At 71.5% G+C, this 15,840-nt stretch carries 13 protein-coding genes; all 13 read left to right on the forward strand.

The features are described from left to right. Positions 1-114 precede the first annotated feature (114 nt). The 13 genes from pyrR (at position 115) to MTES_RS17595 (ending at position 15,831) form a co-directional block, all read left to right on the forward strand. Positions 115-645, forward strand: coding sequence for a bifunctional pyr operon transcriptional regulator/uracil phosphoribosyltransferase PyrR (gene pyrR / locus MTES_RS17535; RefSeq protein WP_013586621.1), 531 nt, complete (start codon positions 115-117; stop codon positions 643-645). Beyond that, positions 642-1,610, forward strand: a complete 969-nt coding sequence (locus MTES_RS17540) for an aspartate carbamoyltransferase catalytic subunit (RefSeq protein ID WP_013586622.1) — start codon at positions 642-644, stop codon at positions 1,608-1,610. The genes pyrR and MTES_RS17540 overlap by 4 nt, the downstream gene beginning before the upstream one ends. Further along, positions 1,607-2,929, forward strand: a complete 1,323-nt coding sequence (locus tag MTES_RS17545; protein ID WP_013586623.1) for a dihydroorotase — start codon at positions 1,607-1,609, stop codon at positions 2,927-2,929. The genes MTES_RS17540 and MTES_RS17545 overlap by 4 nt, the downstream gene beginning before the upstream one ends. Then, entirely contained in the window at positions 2,926-3,429 is a 504-nt protein-coding gene (locus MTES_RS17550) for a hypothetical protein (RefSeq protein ID WP_043361675.1), read from the forward strand. Before MTES_RS17545 ends, MTES_RS17550 begins: the two co-directional genes overlap by 4 nt. After that, positions 3,426-4,664 carry a glutamine-hydrolyzing carbamoyl-phosphate synthase small subunit gene (gene carA / locus MTES_RS17555; protein WP_013586625.1) on the forward strand — a complete coding sequence of 413 codons (1,239 nt, stop codon included), beginning with the start codon at positions 3,426-3,428 and terminating at the stop codon, positions 4,662-4,664. The genes MTES_RS17550 and carA overlap by 4 nt, the downstream gene beginning before the upstream one ends. Then, the gene (carB, locus tag MTES_RS17560; RefSeq protein WP_013586626.1) at positions 4,657-7,944 is read left to right on the forward strand and encodes a carbamoyl-phosphate synthase large subunit; all 3,288 of its coding nucleotides are present in this window, start codon (positions 4,657-4,659) and stop codon (positions 7,942-7,944) included. Before carA ends, carB begins: the two co-directional genes overlap by 8 nt. Next, on the forward strand, positions 7,941-8,801 hold the full coding sequence (pyrF, locus tag MTES_RS17565) for an orotidine-5'-phosphate decarboxylase (protein WP_013586627.1): 861 nt from the start codon (positions 7,941-7,943) through the stop codon (positions 8,799-8,801). Before carB ends, pyrF begins: the two co-directional genes overlap by 4 nt. Then, positions 8,794-9,717 (forward strand): guanylate kinase, encoded by a 924-nt coding sequence (gmk, locus tag MTES_RS17570; protein WP_013586628.1) that lies wholly within the window; start codon positions 8,794-8,796, stop codon positions 9,715-9,717. Before pyrF ends, gmk begins: the two co-directional genes overlap by 8 nt. Positions 9,718-9,830: 113 nt before the next feature. After that, positions 9,831-10,085 (forward strand): DNA-directed RNA polymerase subunit omega, encoded by a 255-nt coding sequence (gene rpoZ, locus MTES_RS17575; protein WP_013586629.1) that lies wholly within the window; start codon positions 9,831-9,833, stop codon positions 10,083-10,085. 117 nt (positions 10,086-10,202) lie between these two features. Then, positions 10,203-11,396: a methionine adenosyltransferase gene (gene metK / locus MTES_RS17580; RefSeq protein ID WP_013586630.1), complete on the forward strand. Its 1,194-nt coding sequence runs from the start codon at positions 10,203-10,205 to the stop codon at positions 11,394-11,396. 88 nt (positions 11,397-11,484) lie between these two features. Next, a complete protein-coding gene (locus MTES_RS17585; protein ID WP_013586631.1) occupies positions 11,485-13,467 on the forward strand; it encodes a primosomal protein N' in 1,983 nt (660 codons plus the stop codon). 76 nt (positions 13,468-13,543) lie between these two features. Continuing rightward, positions 13,544-14,461 (forward strand): methionyl-tRNA formyltransferase, encoded by a 918-nt coding sequence (gene fmt / locus MTES_RS17590; RefSeq protein WP_013586632.1) that lies wholly within the window; start codon positions 13,544-13,546, stop codon positions 14,459-14,461. Next, positions 14,458-15,831, forward strand: a complete 1,374-nt coding sequence (locus MTES_RS17595; protein WP_013586633.1) for an RsmB/NOP family class I SAM-dependent RNA methyltransferase — start codon at positions 14,458-14,460, stop codon at positions 15,829-15,831. The genes fmt and MTES_RS17595 overlap by 4 nt, the downstream gene beginning before the upstream one ends. The last annotated feature ends 9 nt before the right edge of the window (positions 15,832-15,840 follow it).

The following is a 15,840-nucleotide window of genomic DNA, read 5'->3' on the forward strand; positions in this document are numbered from 1 at the left end:
AACCGGCGGCCCCGTCCGGAACCGCCCGGAAACCCCCGCCCCCACCCGCTACACTCGACCAAGAACCACAGCAACCTTTAACCCCGTCCCGTGAGGCGGAGAAGGGAGCGGCGGATGAGTACGCGCACCGTCATGCACGATGCCGATATCGCCCGCGCTTTGACGCGCATCTCGCACGAGATCCTGGAGTCCAACAAGGGACCGGAGGGACTCGTCCTCCTCGGCATCCCGACCCGCGGCGTCACGCTCGCGAACCGGATCGGCCCACTCGTCAGCGAGTTCGGGGGAGCGCCGATTCCGGTCGGCTCGCTCGACGTCACGATGTACCGCGACGATCTGCACCGCAATCCCACGCGGGCTCCGCGCAAGACCGAGATCCCCGCTGGCGGCATCGACGGCAGAACCGTCGTGCTCGTCGACGACGTCCTGTTCTCGGGGCGCAGCATCCGCGCCGCCCTCGACGCCCTGCAGGACATCGGTCGCCCCGCGGCCGTCCGCCTCGCAACGCTCATCGACCGCGGGCACCGCGAGCTGCCGATCCGTCCCGATTTCGTCGGGAAGAACCTCCCGAGCTCCCGCGAGGAACGCGTGAACGTGCGCCTCGCCGAGATCGACGGCATCGAAGAGGTGACGATCGAATCATGAGGCACCTCCTCGACACCCAGCACCTCTCGCGTGAGGACGCCCTCGAGATCCTCGACGTCGCCGAGGACATGGCCGACACCCAGCGCCGCGAGGTGAAGAAGCTCCCGACCCTGCGCGGCAAGACCGTGGTGAACCTCTTCTTCGAGGACTCCACGCGCACCCGCATCTCGTTCGAGGCCGCCGCGAAGCGCCTCTCCGCCGACGTCATCAACTTCTCGGCGAAGGGCTCGAGCGTCAGCAAGGGCGAATCGCTCCAGGACACCGCGCAGACGCTCCAGGCGATGGGGGCGGATGCCGTCGTCATCCGCCACGGCGCGTCCGGCGCCCCGAGGACCCTCGCCACGAGCGGCTGGATCACGGCGGGCGTCGTCAACGCCGGCGACGGCACGCACGAGCACCCGACCCAGGCGCTGCTCGACGCCTTCACGATCCGCAAGCGCCTCTTCGGCGACGACAGCCGGGGCCGTGACCTCGACGGCATCCGGGTCACGATCGTCGGTGACGTGCTGCACTCGCGCGTCGCGCGCTCGAACGTGTGGCTGCTGCACTCCCTCGGCGCGCACGTGACCCTCGTCGCTCCGCCGACCCTGGTCCCGCAGGACGTCAGCGGGTGGCCCGTCGAGATCGACTACGACCTGGACCACGCGATCGCCGCGGGCCCCGACGCGCTGATGATGCTCCGCATCCAGCTCGAACGCATGAACGCGGCGTATTTCCCGACTGAACGGGAGTATTCGCGTCGCTATGGACTCGACGCACGACGCCTGGCGGCCCTGCCGACCGATAGCATTGTGCTGCACCCCGGCCCCATGAACCGGGGTCTGGAGATCTCCGCCGAAGCCGCCGATTCGCCTCGCTCGACGGTGCTCGAGCAGGTCACGAACGGCGTCTCCGTGCGGATGGCCGTGCTGTACCTGCTGCTGGCGGGCGAGCGGCCCCACACCGAGAAAGAGGACCTCCGATGAGCCACGCCACCCCCCAGACCCTTCTGGTCCGCGGCGCGCGCGTCGAGGGTCAGGATGCCACCGACCTCATCGTGAAGGACGGCGTCATCGCCGAGACCGGCACCGGCCTCTCGCACGCCGGCGCCACCGTCGTCGACGCCGACGGGCTGATCGCCCTTCCCGGCCTGGTCGATCTGCACGTGCACCTGCGCGAGCCCGGGTTCGAGGCATCCGAGACCGTCCTCACCGGATCCCGCGCGGCAGCGGCCGGTGGCTTCACCACCGTCTTCGCCATGCCGAACACCTCGCCGACGGCCGACACGGCCGGTGTCGTCGAGCAGGAGCTCGCCCTCGGCGAAGCAGCCGGCTACGTGCACGTGCAGCCGATCGGCGCCGTCACCGTCGGGCAGAAGGGCGAGCGCCTCGCCGAGCTCGGCGCGATGGCCGACTCCCGTGCCCGCGTGCGCGTGTTCAGCGACGACGGCTTCTGCGTCTTCGACCCGCTCATCATGCGCCGCGCCCTCGAATACGTGAAGGCGTTCGACGGCGTCATCGCGCAGCACGCTCAGGACCCGCGCCTGACCGAGGGCGCACAGATGAACGAGGGCGCCGTCTCGGCCGAGCTCGGCCTGACCGGCTGGCCCGCGGTCGCCGAGGAGTCGATCATCGCCCGCGACGTGCTGCTCGCCGAGCACGTCGGCTCGCGCCTGCACGTGTGCCACCTCAGCACCGCGGGCTCGGTCGACATCATCCGCTGGGCCAAGAAGCGCGGAGTGAACGTCACCGCCGAGGTCACCCCGCACCACCTGCTGCTGACCGACGAACTCGTGCGCGACTACGACGCCCGGTACAAGGTCAACCCGCCGCTGCGCCGCGAGGAAGACGTGATGGCCGTGCGCGAGGGCCTGGCCGACGGCACGATCGACATCGTCGCCACCGACCACGCCCCGCACCCCGCCGAGGCGAAAGCCTGCGAGTGGGCGGCCGCCGCCAACGGCATGGTCGGGCTCGAGAGCGCTCTGCGCGTCGTGCAGCAGGCGATGGTCGACACCGGCCTCCTCGCCTGGACCGACGTCGCGCGCGTGATGTCGAAGACCCCCGCGCGCATCGGCCGCCTCGACGGGCACGGCACCCCCGTGGCGGAGGGGCAGCCGGCCTCCTTCACCCTGTACGACGCGCGCCCCTCGCGTACGTTCGCGGTGGACGACCTGCGCGGTCGCAGCAAGAACTCGCCGTACCTCGGCCGGGAACTGCCCGGAGAGGTGCGCTGGACCGTGCGTTCCGGCATCCCGACCGTCGTCGACGGTGCGCTGCTCGAGACGCCCGGGGCCCTCGCATGACTCGCGAGGGTGCTCTCCTCGTGATGGCGGGCGTGGCCGTGGTCGCGCTCGGCATCCTCGCGTGGGCGTGGTGGCGACGAACGCGGCGCGATGCGCGCTACACCGCCCCGGTGGGGGAGCTGCCCGCGGACGCCGTCGAGACGGCCGTGTTCCCGGGGCTCTACGTCGCCACGACCCGTCATGACGAGCCGCTCGAGCGTCTCGCGGTCAAGGGTCTCGGCTTCCGCTCCCGCGTCGACGTGACCGTCACCACGGCCGGCGTCGCGCTCGACCTTCCGGGCCAGCCCCGCATCGCGCTCACCCGCGATCGCCTGATCGATGCGAGCCAGGCGACCGTCGCCATCGACCGTGTGGTCGAGCGCGACGGCCTGACGCGCGTCAGCTGGCGCATCGACGACGACACCGTCGTCGACACCTATCTCCGACCTCAGGATGCCTCGGCGAAAGCCCTCGCCGACGCCATCCGTCCGCTCATCACCACGACAGGAAGCGACGCATGACCGCCCTGATCCCTTCCGCGCGCCTGACGCGCGACCCGGCCGTCCTCGTGCTCGAGGACGGCACCCGCTACACCGGACGCGCCTATGGCGCGCGGGGCGAGACCCTCGGCGAGGTCGTCTTCGCCACCGGCATGACCGGCTACCAGGAGACGATCACCGACCCCTCGTACGCGGGACAGATCGTGCTGCAGACCGCGCCCCACATCGGCAACACGGGTGTGAACGACGAAGACCCCGAGTCCCGGCGCATCTGGGTCGCGGGTTACGTCGTGCGCGACCCCTCGCGCATGGTGTCGAACTGGCGCGCGAACCGCTCGCTCGACGACGCTCTCGTCGAAGACGGCATCGTCGGCATCTCCGGCATCGACACCCGCGCCGTCACCCGCCGCATCCGCTCCGAGGGCAGCATGCGCGGCGGCGTCTTCTCGGGCGAGGCGGCGAACCTGGATGCCGAGGAGCAGCTGCGCCGCGTGCGCGAGGCCCCGGGGATGGCGGGCCGCAACCTGTCGGCCGAGGTCTCGGTCAGCGAGGTCGAGGTGACGCCCGCGACCTCCGACCGCATCGGCAACCTCGCCGTGCTCGACCTGGGCGTGAAGACCTCGACGATCAACAACCTCGCGGCGCGCGGCTTCGACGTGCACGTGTTCCCGCAGTCGGCGACGATCGACGAGATCCGGGCCATCGAACCCGTCGCGGCGTTCTACTCGAACGGCCCCGGCGACCCCGCGGCATCCGACCAGCACGTCGAGTTGCTCCGCGAGGTGCTGAGTGACGGCCTGCCGTTCTTCGGCATCTGCTTCGGCAACCAGTTGCTCGGACGCGCCCTCGGCTTCGGCACCTACAAGTTGCCCTTCGGGCACCGCGGCATCAACCAGCCGGTGCTCGACAAGACCACCGGCCGTGTCGAGATCACCTCGCAGAACCACGGTTTCGCCGTGGACGCGCCCCTCGACCAGGTCGTGGACAGCCCGAACGGCTTCGGCCGCGTCGAGGTGAGCCACATCGGCCTCAACGACAACGTCGTGGAGGGTCTGCGTGCCCTCGACATCCCCGCGTTCAGCGTGCAGTACCACCCGGAGGCCGCCTCCGGCCCGCACGACGCCAACTACCTGTTCGACCGCTTCCGCGAGATGGTCCTCGCCACCCAGGCCCTTCGACAGGCTCAGGGACCGGCCACCGCGGCTCATGGCCAGAACGACGCTCAGGACACGACCCAGGAAGACACCAATGCCTAAGCGCGACGACATCAACTCCGTCCTCGTCATCGGCTCCGGCCCGATCGTCATCGGTCAGGCCTGCGAGTTCGACTACTCCGGCACCCAGGCGTGCCGCGTCCTGCGCGAAGAGGGGGTGCGCGTCATCCTCGTCAACTCCAACCCGGCGACGATCATGACCGACCCCGACTTCGCCGACGCGACCTACATCGAGCCCATCACCCCCGAGGTGATCGAATCGATCATCGCCAAGGAGAAGCCGGATGCCGTGCTCCCCACCCTCGGCGGCCAGACGGCCCTGAATGCGGCGATCCAGCTCCACAAGCGCGGCATCCTCGAGAAGTACGACGTCGAGCTCATCGGCGCCGACTTCGACGCGATCAACCGCGGCGAGGACCGCCAGATCTTCAAGGAACTCGTCATCGAGGCAGGCGCCGACGTCGCGGCATCCGTCATCTGCCACTCGATGGACGAGCTCCTCGCCGGGGCGGAGAAGCTCGGGTACCCCCTGGTCGTCCGGCCGAGTTTCACGATGGGTGGTCTCGGTTCGGGCTTCGCCTACGACGAAGAAGACCTCCGCCGCATCGGCGGTGCGGGCCTGCACGACTCGCCCACCAACGAGGTGCTGCTCGAGGAGTCGATCCTCGGGTGGAAGGAGTACGAGCTCGAGCTCATGCGCGACACCGCCGACAACACGGTCGTGGTCTGCTCGATCGAGAACGTCGACCCGGTCGGCGTTCACACCGGCGACTCGATCACGGTGGCTCCCGCCCTCACGCTGACCGACCGCGAGTACCAGCGCCTGCGCGACATCGGCATCGACATCATCCGCGCCGTGGGCGTCGACACCGGTGGCTGCAACATCCAGTTCGCCGTGGACCCCGCGACCGGCCGCATCATCGTCATCGAGATGAACCCGCGCGTGTCGCGTTCGAGCGCGCTCGCGTCGAAGGCCACGGGCTTCCCGATCGCGAAGATCGCCGCGAAGCTCGCGATCGGCTACCGCCTCGACGAGATCCCCAACGACATCACCAAGGTCACCCCGGCGAGCTTCGAGCCCACGCTCGACTACGTCGTGGTGAAGGTGCCGCGGTTCAACTTCGAGAAGTTCCCGGCGGCCGACACCACGCTGACCACCACCATGAAGTCGGTGGGCGAGGCCATGGCGATCGGCCGCAACTACACCACCGCCCTGCAGAAGGCGCTCCGCTCGCTCGAGAAGCGCGGGTCGAGCTTCCACTGGGGCGAGGAGTCGCGCTCGGTGGAGGAGCTGCTCGAGATCGCGAAGACCCCGACCGACGGCCGCATCGTCGTGCTGCAGCAGGCGCTGCGCAAGGGCGCGACCCCCGAGCAGGCGTTCGACGCCACCGCGATCGACCCCTGGTTCATCGACCAGATGGTGCTGATCAACGAGGTCGCGGAGTTCATCGCGCAGGCCGACGAGCTGGATGCCGACACCCTCCGCGTCGCGAAGGAGCACGGTTTCAGCGACGCCCAGATCGCCGAGATCCGCGGCCTCGACGAGGCCGCGGTGCGCGAGACCCGCTACGCGCTCGACGTGCGCCCGGTCTACAAGACCGTCGACACGTGCGCGGGGGAGTTCCCGGCCCTGACGCCGTACCACTACTCGTCGTACGACGCCGAGACCGAGGTCACCCCCTCGGACCGCACGAAGGTCGTCATCATCGGCTCGGGCCCGAACCGCATCGGTCAGGGTGTCGAGTTCGACTACTCGTGCGTGCACGCCTCGTTCGCGCTGTCGGATGCCGGGTACGAGACCGTCATGGTCAACTGCAACCCCGAGACCGTGTCGACCGACTACGACACCTCCGACCGCCTGTACTTCGAGCCGCTGACACTCGAGGACGTGCTCGAGGTGCTGCACGCCGAGAGCCAGTCGGGCACGATCCTCGGTGTCGTCTGCCAGCTCGGCGGCCAGACGCCGCTGGGCCTGGCGAAGGGCATCGAGGCCGCGGGCTACACCATCCTCGGCACGAGCCCCGAGGCGATCGACCTCGCCGAGGAGCGCGAGCTGTTCTCGCGCCTGCTCGACGACGCCGGTCTCGTCGCCCCACGCAACGGCACCGCGATCGACGTCGAGGGCGCGGTCACCGTGGCCGAGGAGATCGGCTACCCCGTGCTCGTGCGCCCGAGCTTCGTGCTCGGCGGCCGCGGCATGGAGATCGTCTACTCGACCGAGGCGCTGCGCGACTACTTCGTGCGCGTCGCCGACCAGGCGATCATCGGCCCCGGGCTCCCGCTGCTGGTGGACCGCTTCCTCGACGACGCGATCGAGCTCGACGTCGACGCACTGTTCGACGGCACCGACCTGTACATCGGCGGGGTCATGGAGCACCTCGAGGAAGCCGGCATCCACTCCGGTGACTCCTCCTGCACCCTGCCGCCCGTCTCGCTCGGTCGCACCGAGGTCGACCGCGTCCGCGAGGCGACCCTCGCCATCGCGAAGGGCGTCGGCGTCCGGGGCCTGTTGAACGTCCAGTTCGCGATCTCGGCCGGCGTGCTCTACGTCATCGAGGCGAACCCCCGCGCGAGCCGCACCGTGCCGTTCGTGTCGAAGGCGCTCGGCATCCCGCTCGCCAAGGCCGCCAGCCGCATCATGGCCGGCAACACGATCGCCGAGCTCGTCGCCGAGGGACTGCTGCCCGAGCAGGACGGCTCGCGCGTGCCGCTCGACGCCCCCGTCGCCGTCAAGGAGGCCGTGCTGCCGTTCAAGCGGTTCCGCACCGCCGACGGCCACACGGTCGACAGCGTGCTCGGGCCCGAGATGCGCTCGACGGGTGAGGTCATGGGCATCGACCGCGACTTCCCGACCGCGTTCGCGAAGAGCCAGGAAGCCGCGTACGGCGGGATGCCGACCTCGGGCACCGTGTTCATCTCGGTCGCCGACGCCGACAAGCGCGCCGTGATCCTGCCCGCGCACCGCCTGCAGGAGCTCGGCTTCACGCTCATGGCGACCGAGGGGACGGCCGAGATCCTCGCCCGGAACGGCATCCGGGTCCAGGTCGTCGAGAAGTACTCCGAGACGCAAGGGTCCGGCCAGCAGAACGTGGTCGACCTCATCAACGCGGGGGAGATCGACATGATCGTCAACACCCCCTCGGGCGGCACGGCCCGCGCGGACGGGTATGAGATCCGCGCGGCGGCCGTCGCCGCCGACAAGGCGCTCTTCACCACGATGGCCGTCCTGGGTGCCGCCGTCAGCGCGCTCGGCGCGATGAAGGACGGCTTCGGGGTCCGCAGCCTCCAGGAGTACGCCGTGGATCGCGCGGGGCGTCTGTGAGCGAAACGTTCGGGCAGCGGCTCAGCGCCGCACTGTCGGCCCACGGCGCGCTGTGCGTCGGCATCGACCCCCACGCCGCGCTCCTGTCGGCGTGGGGGCTGGATGCCACGGCCGACGGCGCGCGCGACTTCGGCCTGCGGGTGGTCGAGGCCGCCCGCGGTCGGGTCGGGGTCGTGAAGCCGCAGGTGGCGTTCTACGAGCGCTACGGCTCTCGCGGCTTCGCCGCTCTCGAGGACGTGATGGCCGCCGCACGCGACGCCGGCCTCCTGGTGATCGCCGACGCGAAGCGCGGGGACATCGGCACGACCATGGAGGGGTACGCGCACGCCTGGCTCGAGCCCGGTTCCCCCCTCGAAGCGGATGCCGTGACCCTGTCGCCGTACATGGGCGCCGACTCGCTGCGCGACACGCTGTCGCTGGCGATCCGGCACGGCAAGGGTGCTTTCGTCCTCACCGCCACCAGCAACCCCGAGGCGCGCGCGCTGCAGAGCGCGATCGTGGACGACGCCCTCGCCGTCGGTGACCACGAACACGTCGCCGCCCGGGTGGCGCACGACGTGAACGAGGCGAACATCGGCGCGCCCGGCGCCCTCGGCTCGATCGGCGTCGTCGTCGGTGCGACGGTCGATCGTGCCGCGTTCGGCCTCGGCGACGTGGCCTTGGCGGGGATGCCGATCCTCGCGCCCGGGTTCGGCGCACAGGGTGCCGAGCCGGCCGACCTCGGCCGGCTGTTCGGGTACGTCGCCTCGGCGGTGGTCGCGAACGAGAGCCGGAGCGTCCTCGCGGTCGGACCGGATCGTCTCGGGGCTCGTATCGAACAGCGCGCCGCGCTGTACCAGGGAGTGTCTCGTGGTTGATTCCCGCCGTCCGCCCGAGGTCGATCGCGCCGCGGCATCGCGACGCGCCGTCGCTGCGCGCCGCGAGCGGGCCGCGCTCAAGCGCGATGTCTCCACGCGCGTCATCAGCCCGCAGGAGCTTCTGCGCAGGGCCCTCGCCGACCCGTCGTCGGCCGCGGGCGCCATGCGCGTGACCGAGTTCCTCACGGCGATCCCCGCGATCGGAGAGAGCAAGCGCGATCGGATCCTCGACGCCCTCGGCATCTCGCCGGTCAAGCGACTCGGCGGGCTCGGCTCGCGCCAGCGCGACGCACTCCGCGACTACCTCGACAGCCGATGGCCCGAACCCGGCCCCCGTGCCGGGCGGAGCCGCCTGATCGTGCTCGCCGGTCCCACCGCGGTGGGCAAGGGGACGGTCGCCGCGTACATCAAGGAGAACCACCCCGAGATCCACCTGTCGGTGTCGGCGACGACCCGTGCTCCGCGGCCCGGAGAGGTCGAGGGCGAGCACTACTACTTCGTCGACGACGCGGAGTTCGATCGCCTGGTCGCAACGGGTGCGCTGCTCGAGTGGGCGACCGTGCACAACCGTCATCGCTACGGCACACCGCGCGAGCCGATCGAGCGCGTGCTGGCGACCGGCGGTACGGCCCTCCTCGAGATCGATCTGCAGGGCGCCCGGCAGGTGCGCGCCGCGGAGCCCTCGGCGACCCTCGTGTTCCTCCTCCCGCCGAGCTGGGACGAGCTCGTCCAGCGTCTGGTCGGACGAGGGACCGAGGATGCCGAGGAGCGGGCGCGCCGCCTGCGCACCGCCCGCACCGAGCTGGCGGCCCAGAACGAGTTCGACTACCGCGTCGTGAACGACTACGTCGCCTCGGCCGCGGCCGAGGTCGTCGCCCTCGCCGCACGGCGGCCGGGAGACCCCGGAAGCCGCTGACCCGGCGCCCCCGCACGCAGAGCGCATCTCGGGCGGACGTCGGATAGAATGACAGGATGCTTCGGCGCTTCGCGCGCCGCATCCACCCATCCCGCCGAACCAGGAGGTTCCCCATGGCCGGACGTAACCAGGGCATCATCGACCCGCCCATCGACGCACTGCTCGACAAGGTCGACTCGAAGTACCAGCTCGTGATCTACGCATCCAAGCGCGCTCGGCAGATCAACGACTACTACTCCGACCTGCACGAGGGCAACCTCTTCGACAACGTGGGCCCGCTCGTCGACTCCACCGTCGAGGACAAGCCGCTCACCATCGCGCTGCACGAGATCCACGAAGACAAGCTGCGCCTGCGCGCTGCGGAGTAATCCACAACACCCGTTCACACGTGATCTGTTCACACATGTGACGATGCCCCGGGCGGCTCACCGCCACCCGGGGCATACTTGTGCCCGTTCCCACTCGCTCACCCCCACGGAGTCGTCTTGACCGACCTGCGCCTGTTCACGTCCGAGTCCGTCACCGAAGGACACCCCGACAAGATCTGCGACCAGATCTCGGACAGCATCCTCGATGCGATCCTGACCGACGACCCGACGGGCCGCGTCGCGGTCGAGACCCTCGTCACGACGGGTCTCGTCCACGTCGCCGGCGAGGTGTCGACGAGCGCCTACGTCGAGATCCCCGCGATCGTCCGCGACGTCGTCAACCGCATCGGGTACACCTCGAGCGAGACGGGCTTCGATGGCGAGTCGTGCGGCGTGTCCGTCTCGATCGGCGCGCAGTCGTCCGACATCGCCGCGGGCGTGAACAAGGCGTTCGAACAGCGCGAGCGCGGCTCCGTCGACCCGCGCGACCTGCAGGGCGCGGGCGATCAGGGCATCATGTTCGGCTTCGCGACGAACGAGACGCCGCAGCTCATGCCGATGGCGGCCTGGACCGCGCACCGGATCGCCGAGCGCTTGGCATCCGTGCGCAAGAACGGGACGCTGCCGTTCCTGCGGCCCGACGGCAAGACGCAGGTGACGCTCGGGTACGACGGCCACACGCCCCGCAGCGTCGACTCCGTCGTGCTGTCGACGCAGCACCACCCCGACATCTCGCAGGAAGACCTGCGCGCGGCGGTGCAGGCCGAGGTCATCGACCCGGTGCTCGCCGAGACGGGGCTCGAACTCCCCGACGTGAAGTACTACATCAACCCGGCCGGACCCTTCGTGATCGGCGGCCCCAAGGGCGACGCCGGACTCACCGGCCGCAAGATCATCATCGACACCTACGGCGGGGCCTCCCGTCACGGCGGCGGCGCGTTCAGCGGCAAAGACCCGTCCAAGGTCGACCGTTCGGCCGCCTACGCCATGCGCTGGGTCGCCAAGAACGCGGTCGCGGCGGGGCTCGCCGACCGTCTCGAGGTGCAGGTCGCGTACGCGATCGGCAAGGCCAACCCGGTCGGCCTCTACGTCGAGTCCTTCGGCACGGCGCACGTGGCCGACGAGGTGATCGTCCGCGCGATCCGCGACGTGTTCGACCTGCGACCGAAGGCGATCGTCGACCAGCTCGACCTCTTGCGGCCCATCTACGCGCAGACGGCCACCTACGGCCACTTCGGGCGCGAGCTGCCCGACTTCACCTGGGAGCGCACCGACCGCGTCGACGAGCTGCGCGCGGCCGCCGGGCTCTGACCGTGCGGGCGGGCGTCGCGAGGCCCGGCGGAAGCCGCGCCTCGTCGGCGGAGGTATCGGCTCCCGGTGGCGGCAGACAGGCACGCTCGTGAGCGAGCGGCGCGTGGCGCGCGTGCAGCTCGAGTCTCCCGTGCCGCAGCTCGACCGCCTCTTCGACTACGCGGTCCCGCATCCCCTCGTGGCCGACATCGCCCCCGGCGTGCGGGTGAAGGTGCCGCTGCGCTCGGCCGGACGGATGATGGATGCCTTCGTCGTCGATGTCGTCGCCGACGACGGCACCGAGCGTCCCCTGTCGTCGGTCGAGGCCGTGGTGTCGCCGATGCCGGTCCTGCCGGAGCGGCTGTACACGCTCGCCCGCCGCGTCGCCGATCGTGCCGCGGGTTCGGTCAGCGATGTGCTGCGCCTCGCGGTGCCCAAGCGGATGGTCCGCGCCGAGAAGGCCTGGGCCGCCGCGCCGCCGCCCGCCGCCCCGGACGTCGTCCCCGCGGCCCGAGAACGAGCCGCCGAGTTGTTCAAGCCCTATCCGGGTCTCGCGGACGCCCTCGACCGCGGCGAGCGCCTCGCGGTCGATGCGCCCCCGCACCCGCACGCGGACCTTCCGCGCGGAGCGTGGGCCGATCTCCTCGCCGCCGCCGCCGTGCACACGCTCGCCCGGGGCAAGAGCGCTGTCCTCGTCGTCCCCGACTACCGCGACCAGGCCCAGCTCCTCGCCGCCCTGTCGGAGCTGGTGACTCCGGATGCCATCGTGCGCGACGACGCGGACCAGTCCGGTCCCGCCCGTTACGCGCAGTATCTCCGTACCCTCGCGCCCGTGCCGTGCATCGTCGTCGGTCGCCGCTCGGGCGTGTACGCGCCCGCGTACGACACGGGGCTCGTCGCCATCTGGGATGACGGCGACTCGCTCCTGTCCGAGCCGCTCGCTCCCGGGGTGCATGCGCGCGACGCCGCTCTCGTGCGGCAGGAGCTCGAGGGGTCGGCCCTGGTGTTCGCGGGACACACCCGCACCACCGACGTGCAGCGCCTGGTCGACGTCGGGTACGTGCGCGAGATCACGCAGGCGCGGCGCCCCAGCCCCCGCGTGGTGCTGAGCGCGACGCGCGAGGGGGAGCAGCGCCAGTCCCGCGTGCCCTCGTCGGCGTTCGCGGCGGCGCGGGAGGCGTTGCAGAGCGGTCCCGTGCTGGTGCAGGTCGCCCGCCCGGGCTACGCCCCGTCCCTCGTGTGCGCGGACTGCCGCCGTCCCGCGCGCTGTCCGCACTGCGCCGGCCCGCTGCGGGCCGCCCGACCGGGGGCCGTTCCCGTCTGCGCGTGGTGCGGTCGCAGCGCGCACGCGTGGACCTGCGGGCACTGCCACTCGACAAAGCTGCGGATGGCCTCCTCCGGGAGTGAACGCACCGCCGACGAGCTCGGTCGCGCCTTCCCGAACACCCGGGTCATCATCGCGGACGGCGCGCACCCGGTCGCCGAGGTCGACGGGCACCCGGCCCTCGTGATCGCCACCCGGGGCGCCGAGCCGATCGCCCGGGGCGGATACCGCGCCGTCATCCTGCTCGACGGTGACCGAATGCTGCAGAGCGAGGCCCTCCGCATCGGCGAGAGCTGCCTGCGCTGGTGGTCCAACGCCGCGGCTCTCGCGGCCCCCGGCGCACCCGTGCACCTCGTCGGCGTCGCCGGTCCCGTCGCCCGCGCTCTCGCCGCCTGGACCCAGCCCGCGTACGCCCGCGCCGAGCTGGCCGACCGCGTCCCCCTGCGGATGCCGCCCGCCGTGCGCGTCGCGAGCGTCGACGGACACGCGCGGAGTGTGGACACCCTCCTCACGTCGCTCCTTGAGACGGTGCCCGATCTCGACCCCCTCGCGATCCTCGGTCCGGTGGACACATCGGAGACCCCGGACGTGTCGACCTCCCGGGCGCTCGTGCGGTTCGACTACGCGCACGGCAAGGCCGTGGCCGAGGCTCTCCGCGCCGGGGTCATCGCCGACGCCCTCCGCGCCCGCAAGTCACGCAAGGATCGCGGGCCGAAACAGCGCAGTACGCTCAGAGTTCGTCTCGACATCCCCGAGCCCGATCTGTGAGCACGACCCGCGCCCGGCCGACATCGGCCGCACTGCGCGGGACGCCCCTTCCGCCCCGAACCGCCTGAGGAGAACCATGCGCCTCGTCTTCGCCGGCACCCCCGCCGTCGCCGTCCCGTCGCTGCGAGCCCTGGCATCCGGTCCGCATGAGATCGCCGCCGTCCTCACCCGCGGCGACGCTCCGCTCGGCCGCAAACGCGTGCTCACCCCGTCGCCGGTCGCTCAGGCGGCGGACGAGCTCGGTCTCCCGCTCATCAAGGCGGACCGCCTCGACGCCGAGGCCACCGCGGCCGTCGCGGCACTCGAACCCGATCTCGGTGTGATCGTCGCGTACGGCGGTCTGGTGCGCGAGCCTCTGCTCTCGACGCCTGGTCACGGCTGGATCAACCTGCACTTCTCTCTCCTGCCGCGATGGCGCGGAGCCGCCCCCGTCCAGCGCGCTCTCATCGCGGGCGACCGGGTGACCGGCGCGAGCGTGTTCCAGCTCGTCGCGGCGCTCGACGCCGGTGACGTGTTCGCCGAGGAGCGCTACGAGATCCCCGCCGGGGCGACCAGCGCCGAGGTGCTCGACGCCCTCGCCGACATCGGCGCTCCGCTTCTCGCCCGCGTCGTCGACGGCATCGCCGACGGAACCGCGGTGAGCACCCCGCAGCAGGGCGAGCCGACGCTCGCCCCCAAACTCTCGCTCGAGGACGGCCTCCTCGATTTCACTCGGGGTGCCGACACCCTCCTGCATCGGATCGCCGGGGTCACGCCCGAACCCGGCGCGCACACCACCCTCGACGGTGCGCGGTTCAAGGTGCTGCGCGCCGCCCCCGCCGACGCACCGCCCCTTCCGCCCGGTCGGGTCGCGGCATCCGGCAAGGACGTGATCGTCGGCACCGGCACCGCACCGCTGCGCCTCGAGACGGTCCAGCCCGCGGGCAAGGGCGCGATGGCCGCCGGCGACTGGTTCCGCGGACTGCGCACGAGCGAACCGGTGCTGGGCGCATGAGCGTGCAGGGAGCGCGCGCGGTCGCGTACGAGGTTCTGCGGGCGGTCTCGGGCGACGAGGCGTACGCCAATCTGCTGCTGCCGCACGCGATCGTGCGAGCGAACCTGGATGCCAAAGACGCCGGTCTCGCGACCGAGCTGACGTACGGCACCCTGCGCCGTCGCGGCACCTACGACGCGATCATCGCCGCGGCCGCGGATCGTACGGTCGACCGCATCGATCCCGCCGTGCTCGACGCGCTGCGCCTGGGCGTGCACCAGCTGCTGTCGACGCGCGTCGCCTCGCACGCTGCGGTGAACGAATCCGTCGAGCTGGCGCGCCGCCACGGGGGCGGAAGGGGGGCCGCGGGCTTCGCGAACGCCGTCCTGCGTCGTGTCTCGCGCGACACCCCGGGCGAGTGGATGGACCGGATAGCGGCGACCGCGCGCAGCGACGACGAGCGGATCGGCGTGACGACCTCGCACCCGGTCTGGATCGTCCGCGCGCTCCGCCGTGCCCTGACCGCGGAGGGTCGGGCCGACGAGCTCGGTGCGCTCCTCGACGCCGACAACGTCGCCCCGCGCGTGGCGATGGTCGCCCTTCCGGGTCTCGCCGAGGCTCCCGCCGACGCCACGGCCGCGCGCTTCGCGCCCACGGCCTTCACCACCCGCGGGGGAGGCGACCCCGAGGGCCTCATCCGCGCGAGCGAAGGCCGGATCCGCGTGCAGGACGAGGGGTCGCAGCTGGCCGCTCTCGCCCTCAGTCGCGCGCTGCCGATCCGGGAGGGCGAGCGCTGGCTCGACCTGTGCGCCGGCCCCGGCGGCAAGACAGCTCTGCTCGCCGCCGAAGCCCTCGCGCACGGCGCTCACCTCGACGCGAACGAGATCGCTCCGGCGCGCGCGGGGCTGGTGCGCCAGGCCGTGGCATCCGTTCCGCTCGATGTCGACGTGAGCGAGGAGGACGGGCGCGACCGCGCGGCCCGAGCACCGGGGGAGTACGACCGCATCCTCGTCGACGCGCCCTGCACCGGGATCGGTGCTCTCCGGCGTCGGCCGGAGGCACGCTGGCGCAAGACGCCGTCCGACGTGCCCGATCTCACCGCCCTGCAGCAGGAGCTTGTCCTCGCGGCCTTCGAGGCGCTGAAGCCGGGAGGCGTCGTGGCCTACGTCACCTGTTCGCCGCACCTCGCCGAGACCTCCGGGGTGCTCGCCGAGGTCAAGCGCGCCCTCGGCGACTCCGTCGAGGAGCTTGATGCGCGCGCGGTCGTCCGGTCCGTGGCGCTCGCCGAGATCGACCTCCCCGACCAGGCGGACGGCTCGCTCCGCGCGCAGCTGTGGCCCCACCGCCACGGGACCGACGCGATGTCGATCGCTCTGCTGCGCAAGCGGTGACCCGGGGTC

Origin of the sequence: Microbacterium testaceum StLB037, assembly GCF_000202635.1 — a bacterium.
GTDB lineage: Bacteria > Actinomycetota > Actinomycetes > Actinomycetales > Microbacteriaceae > Microbacterium > Microbacterium testaceum_F.

Coding starts and splice junctions, on each gene's coding strand:
- pyrR (WP_013586621.1), top strand. CDS start 115: ATGAGTACGCGCACCGTCATGCACGATGCCGATATCGCCCGCGCTTTG.
- MTES_RS17540 (WP_013586622.1), top strand. CDS start 642: ATGAGGCACCTCCTCGACACCCAGCACCTCTCGCGTGAGGACGCCCTC.
- MTES_RS17545 (WP_013586623.1), top strand. CDS start 1,607: ATGAGCCACGCCACCCCCCAGACCCTTCTGGTCCGCGGCGCGCGCGTC.
- MTES_RS17550 (WP_043361675.1), top strand. CDS start 2,926: ATGACTCGCGAGGGTGCTCTCCTCGTGATGGCGGGCGTGGCCGTGGTC.
- carA (WP_013586625.1), top strand. CDS start 3,426: ATGACCGCCCTGATCCCTTCCGCGCGCCTGACGCGCGACCCGGCCGTC.
- carB (WP_013586626.1), top strand. CDS start 4,657: ATGCCTAAGCGCGACGACATCAACTCCGTCCTCGTCATCGGCTCCGGC.
- rpoZ (WP_013586629.1), top strand. CDS start 9,831: ATGGCCGGACGTAACCAGGGCATCATCGACCCGCCCATCGACGCACTG.
- fmt (WP_013586632.1), top strand. CDS start 13,544: ATGCGCCTCGTCTTCGCCGGCACCCCCGCCGTCGCCGTCCCGTCGCTG.
- MTES_RS17595 (WP_013586633.1), top strand. CDS start 14,458: ATGAGCGTGCAGGGAGCGCGCGCGGTCGCGTACGAGGTTCTGCGGGCG.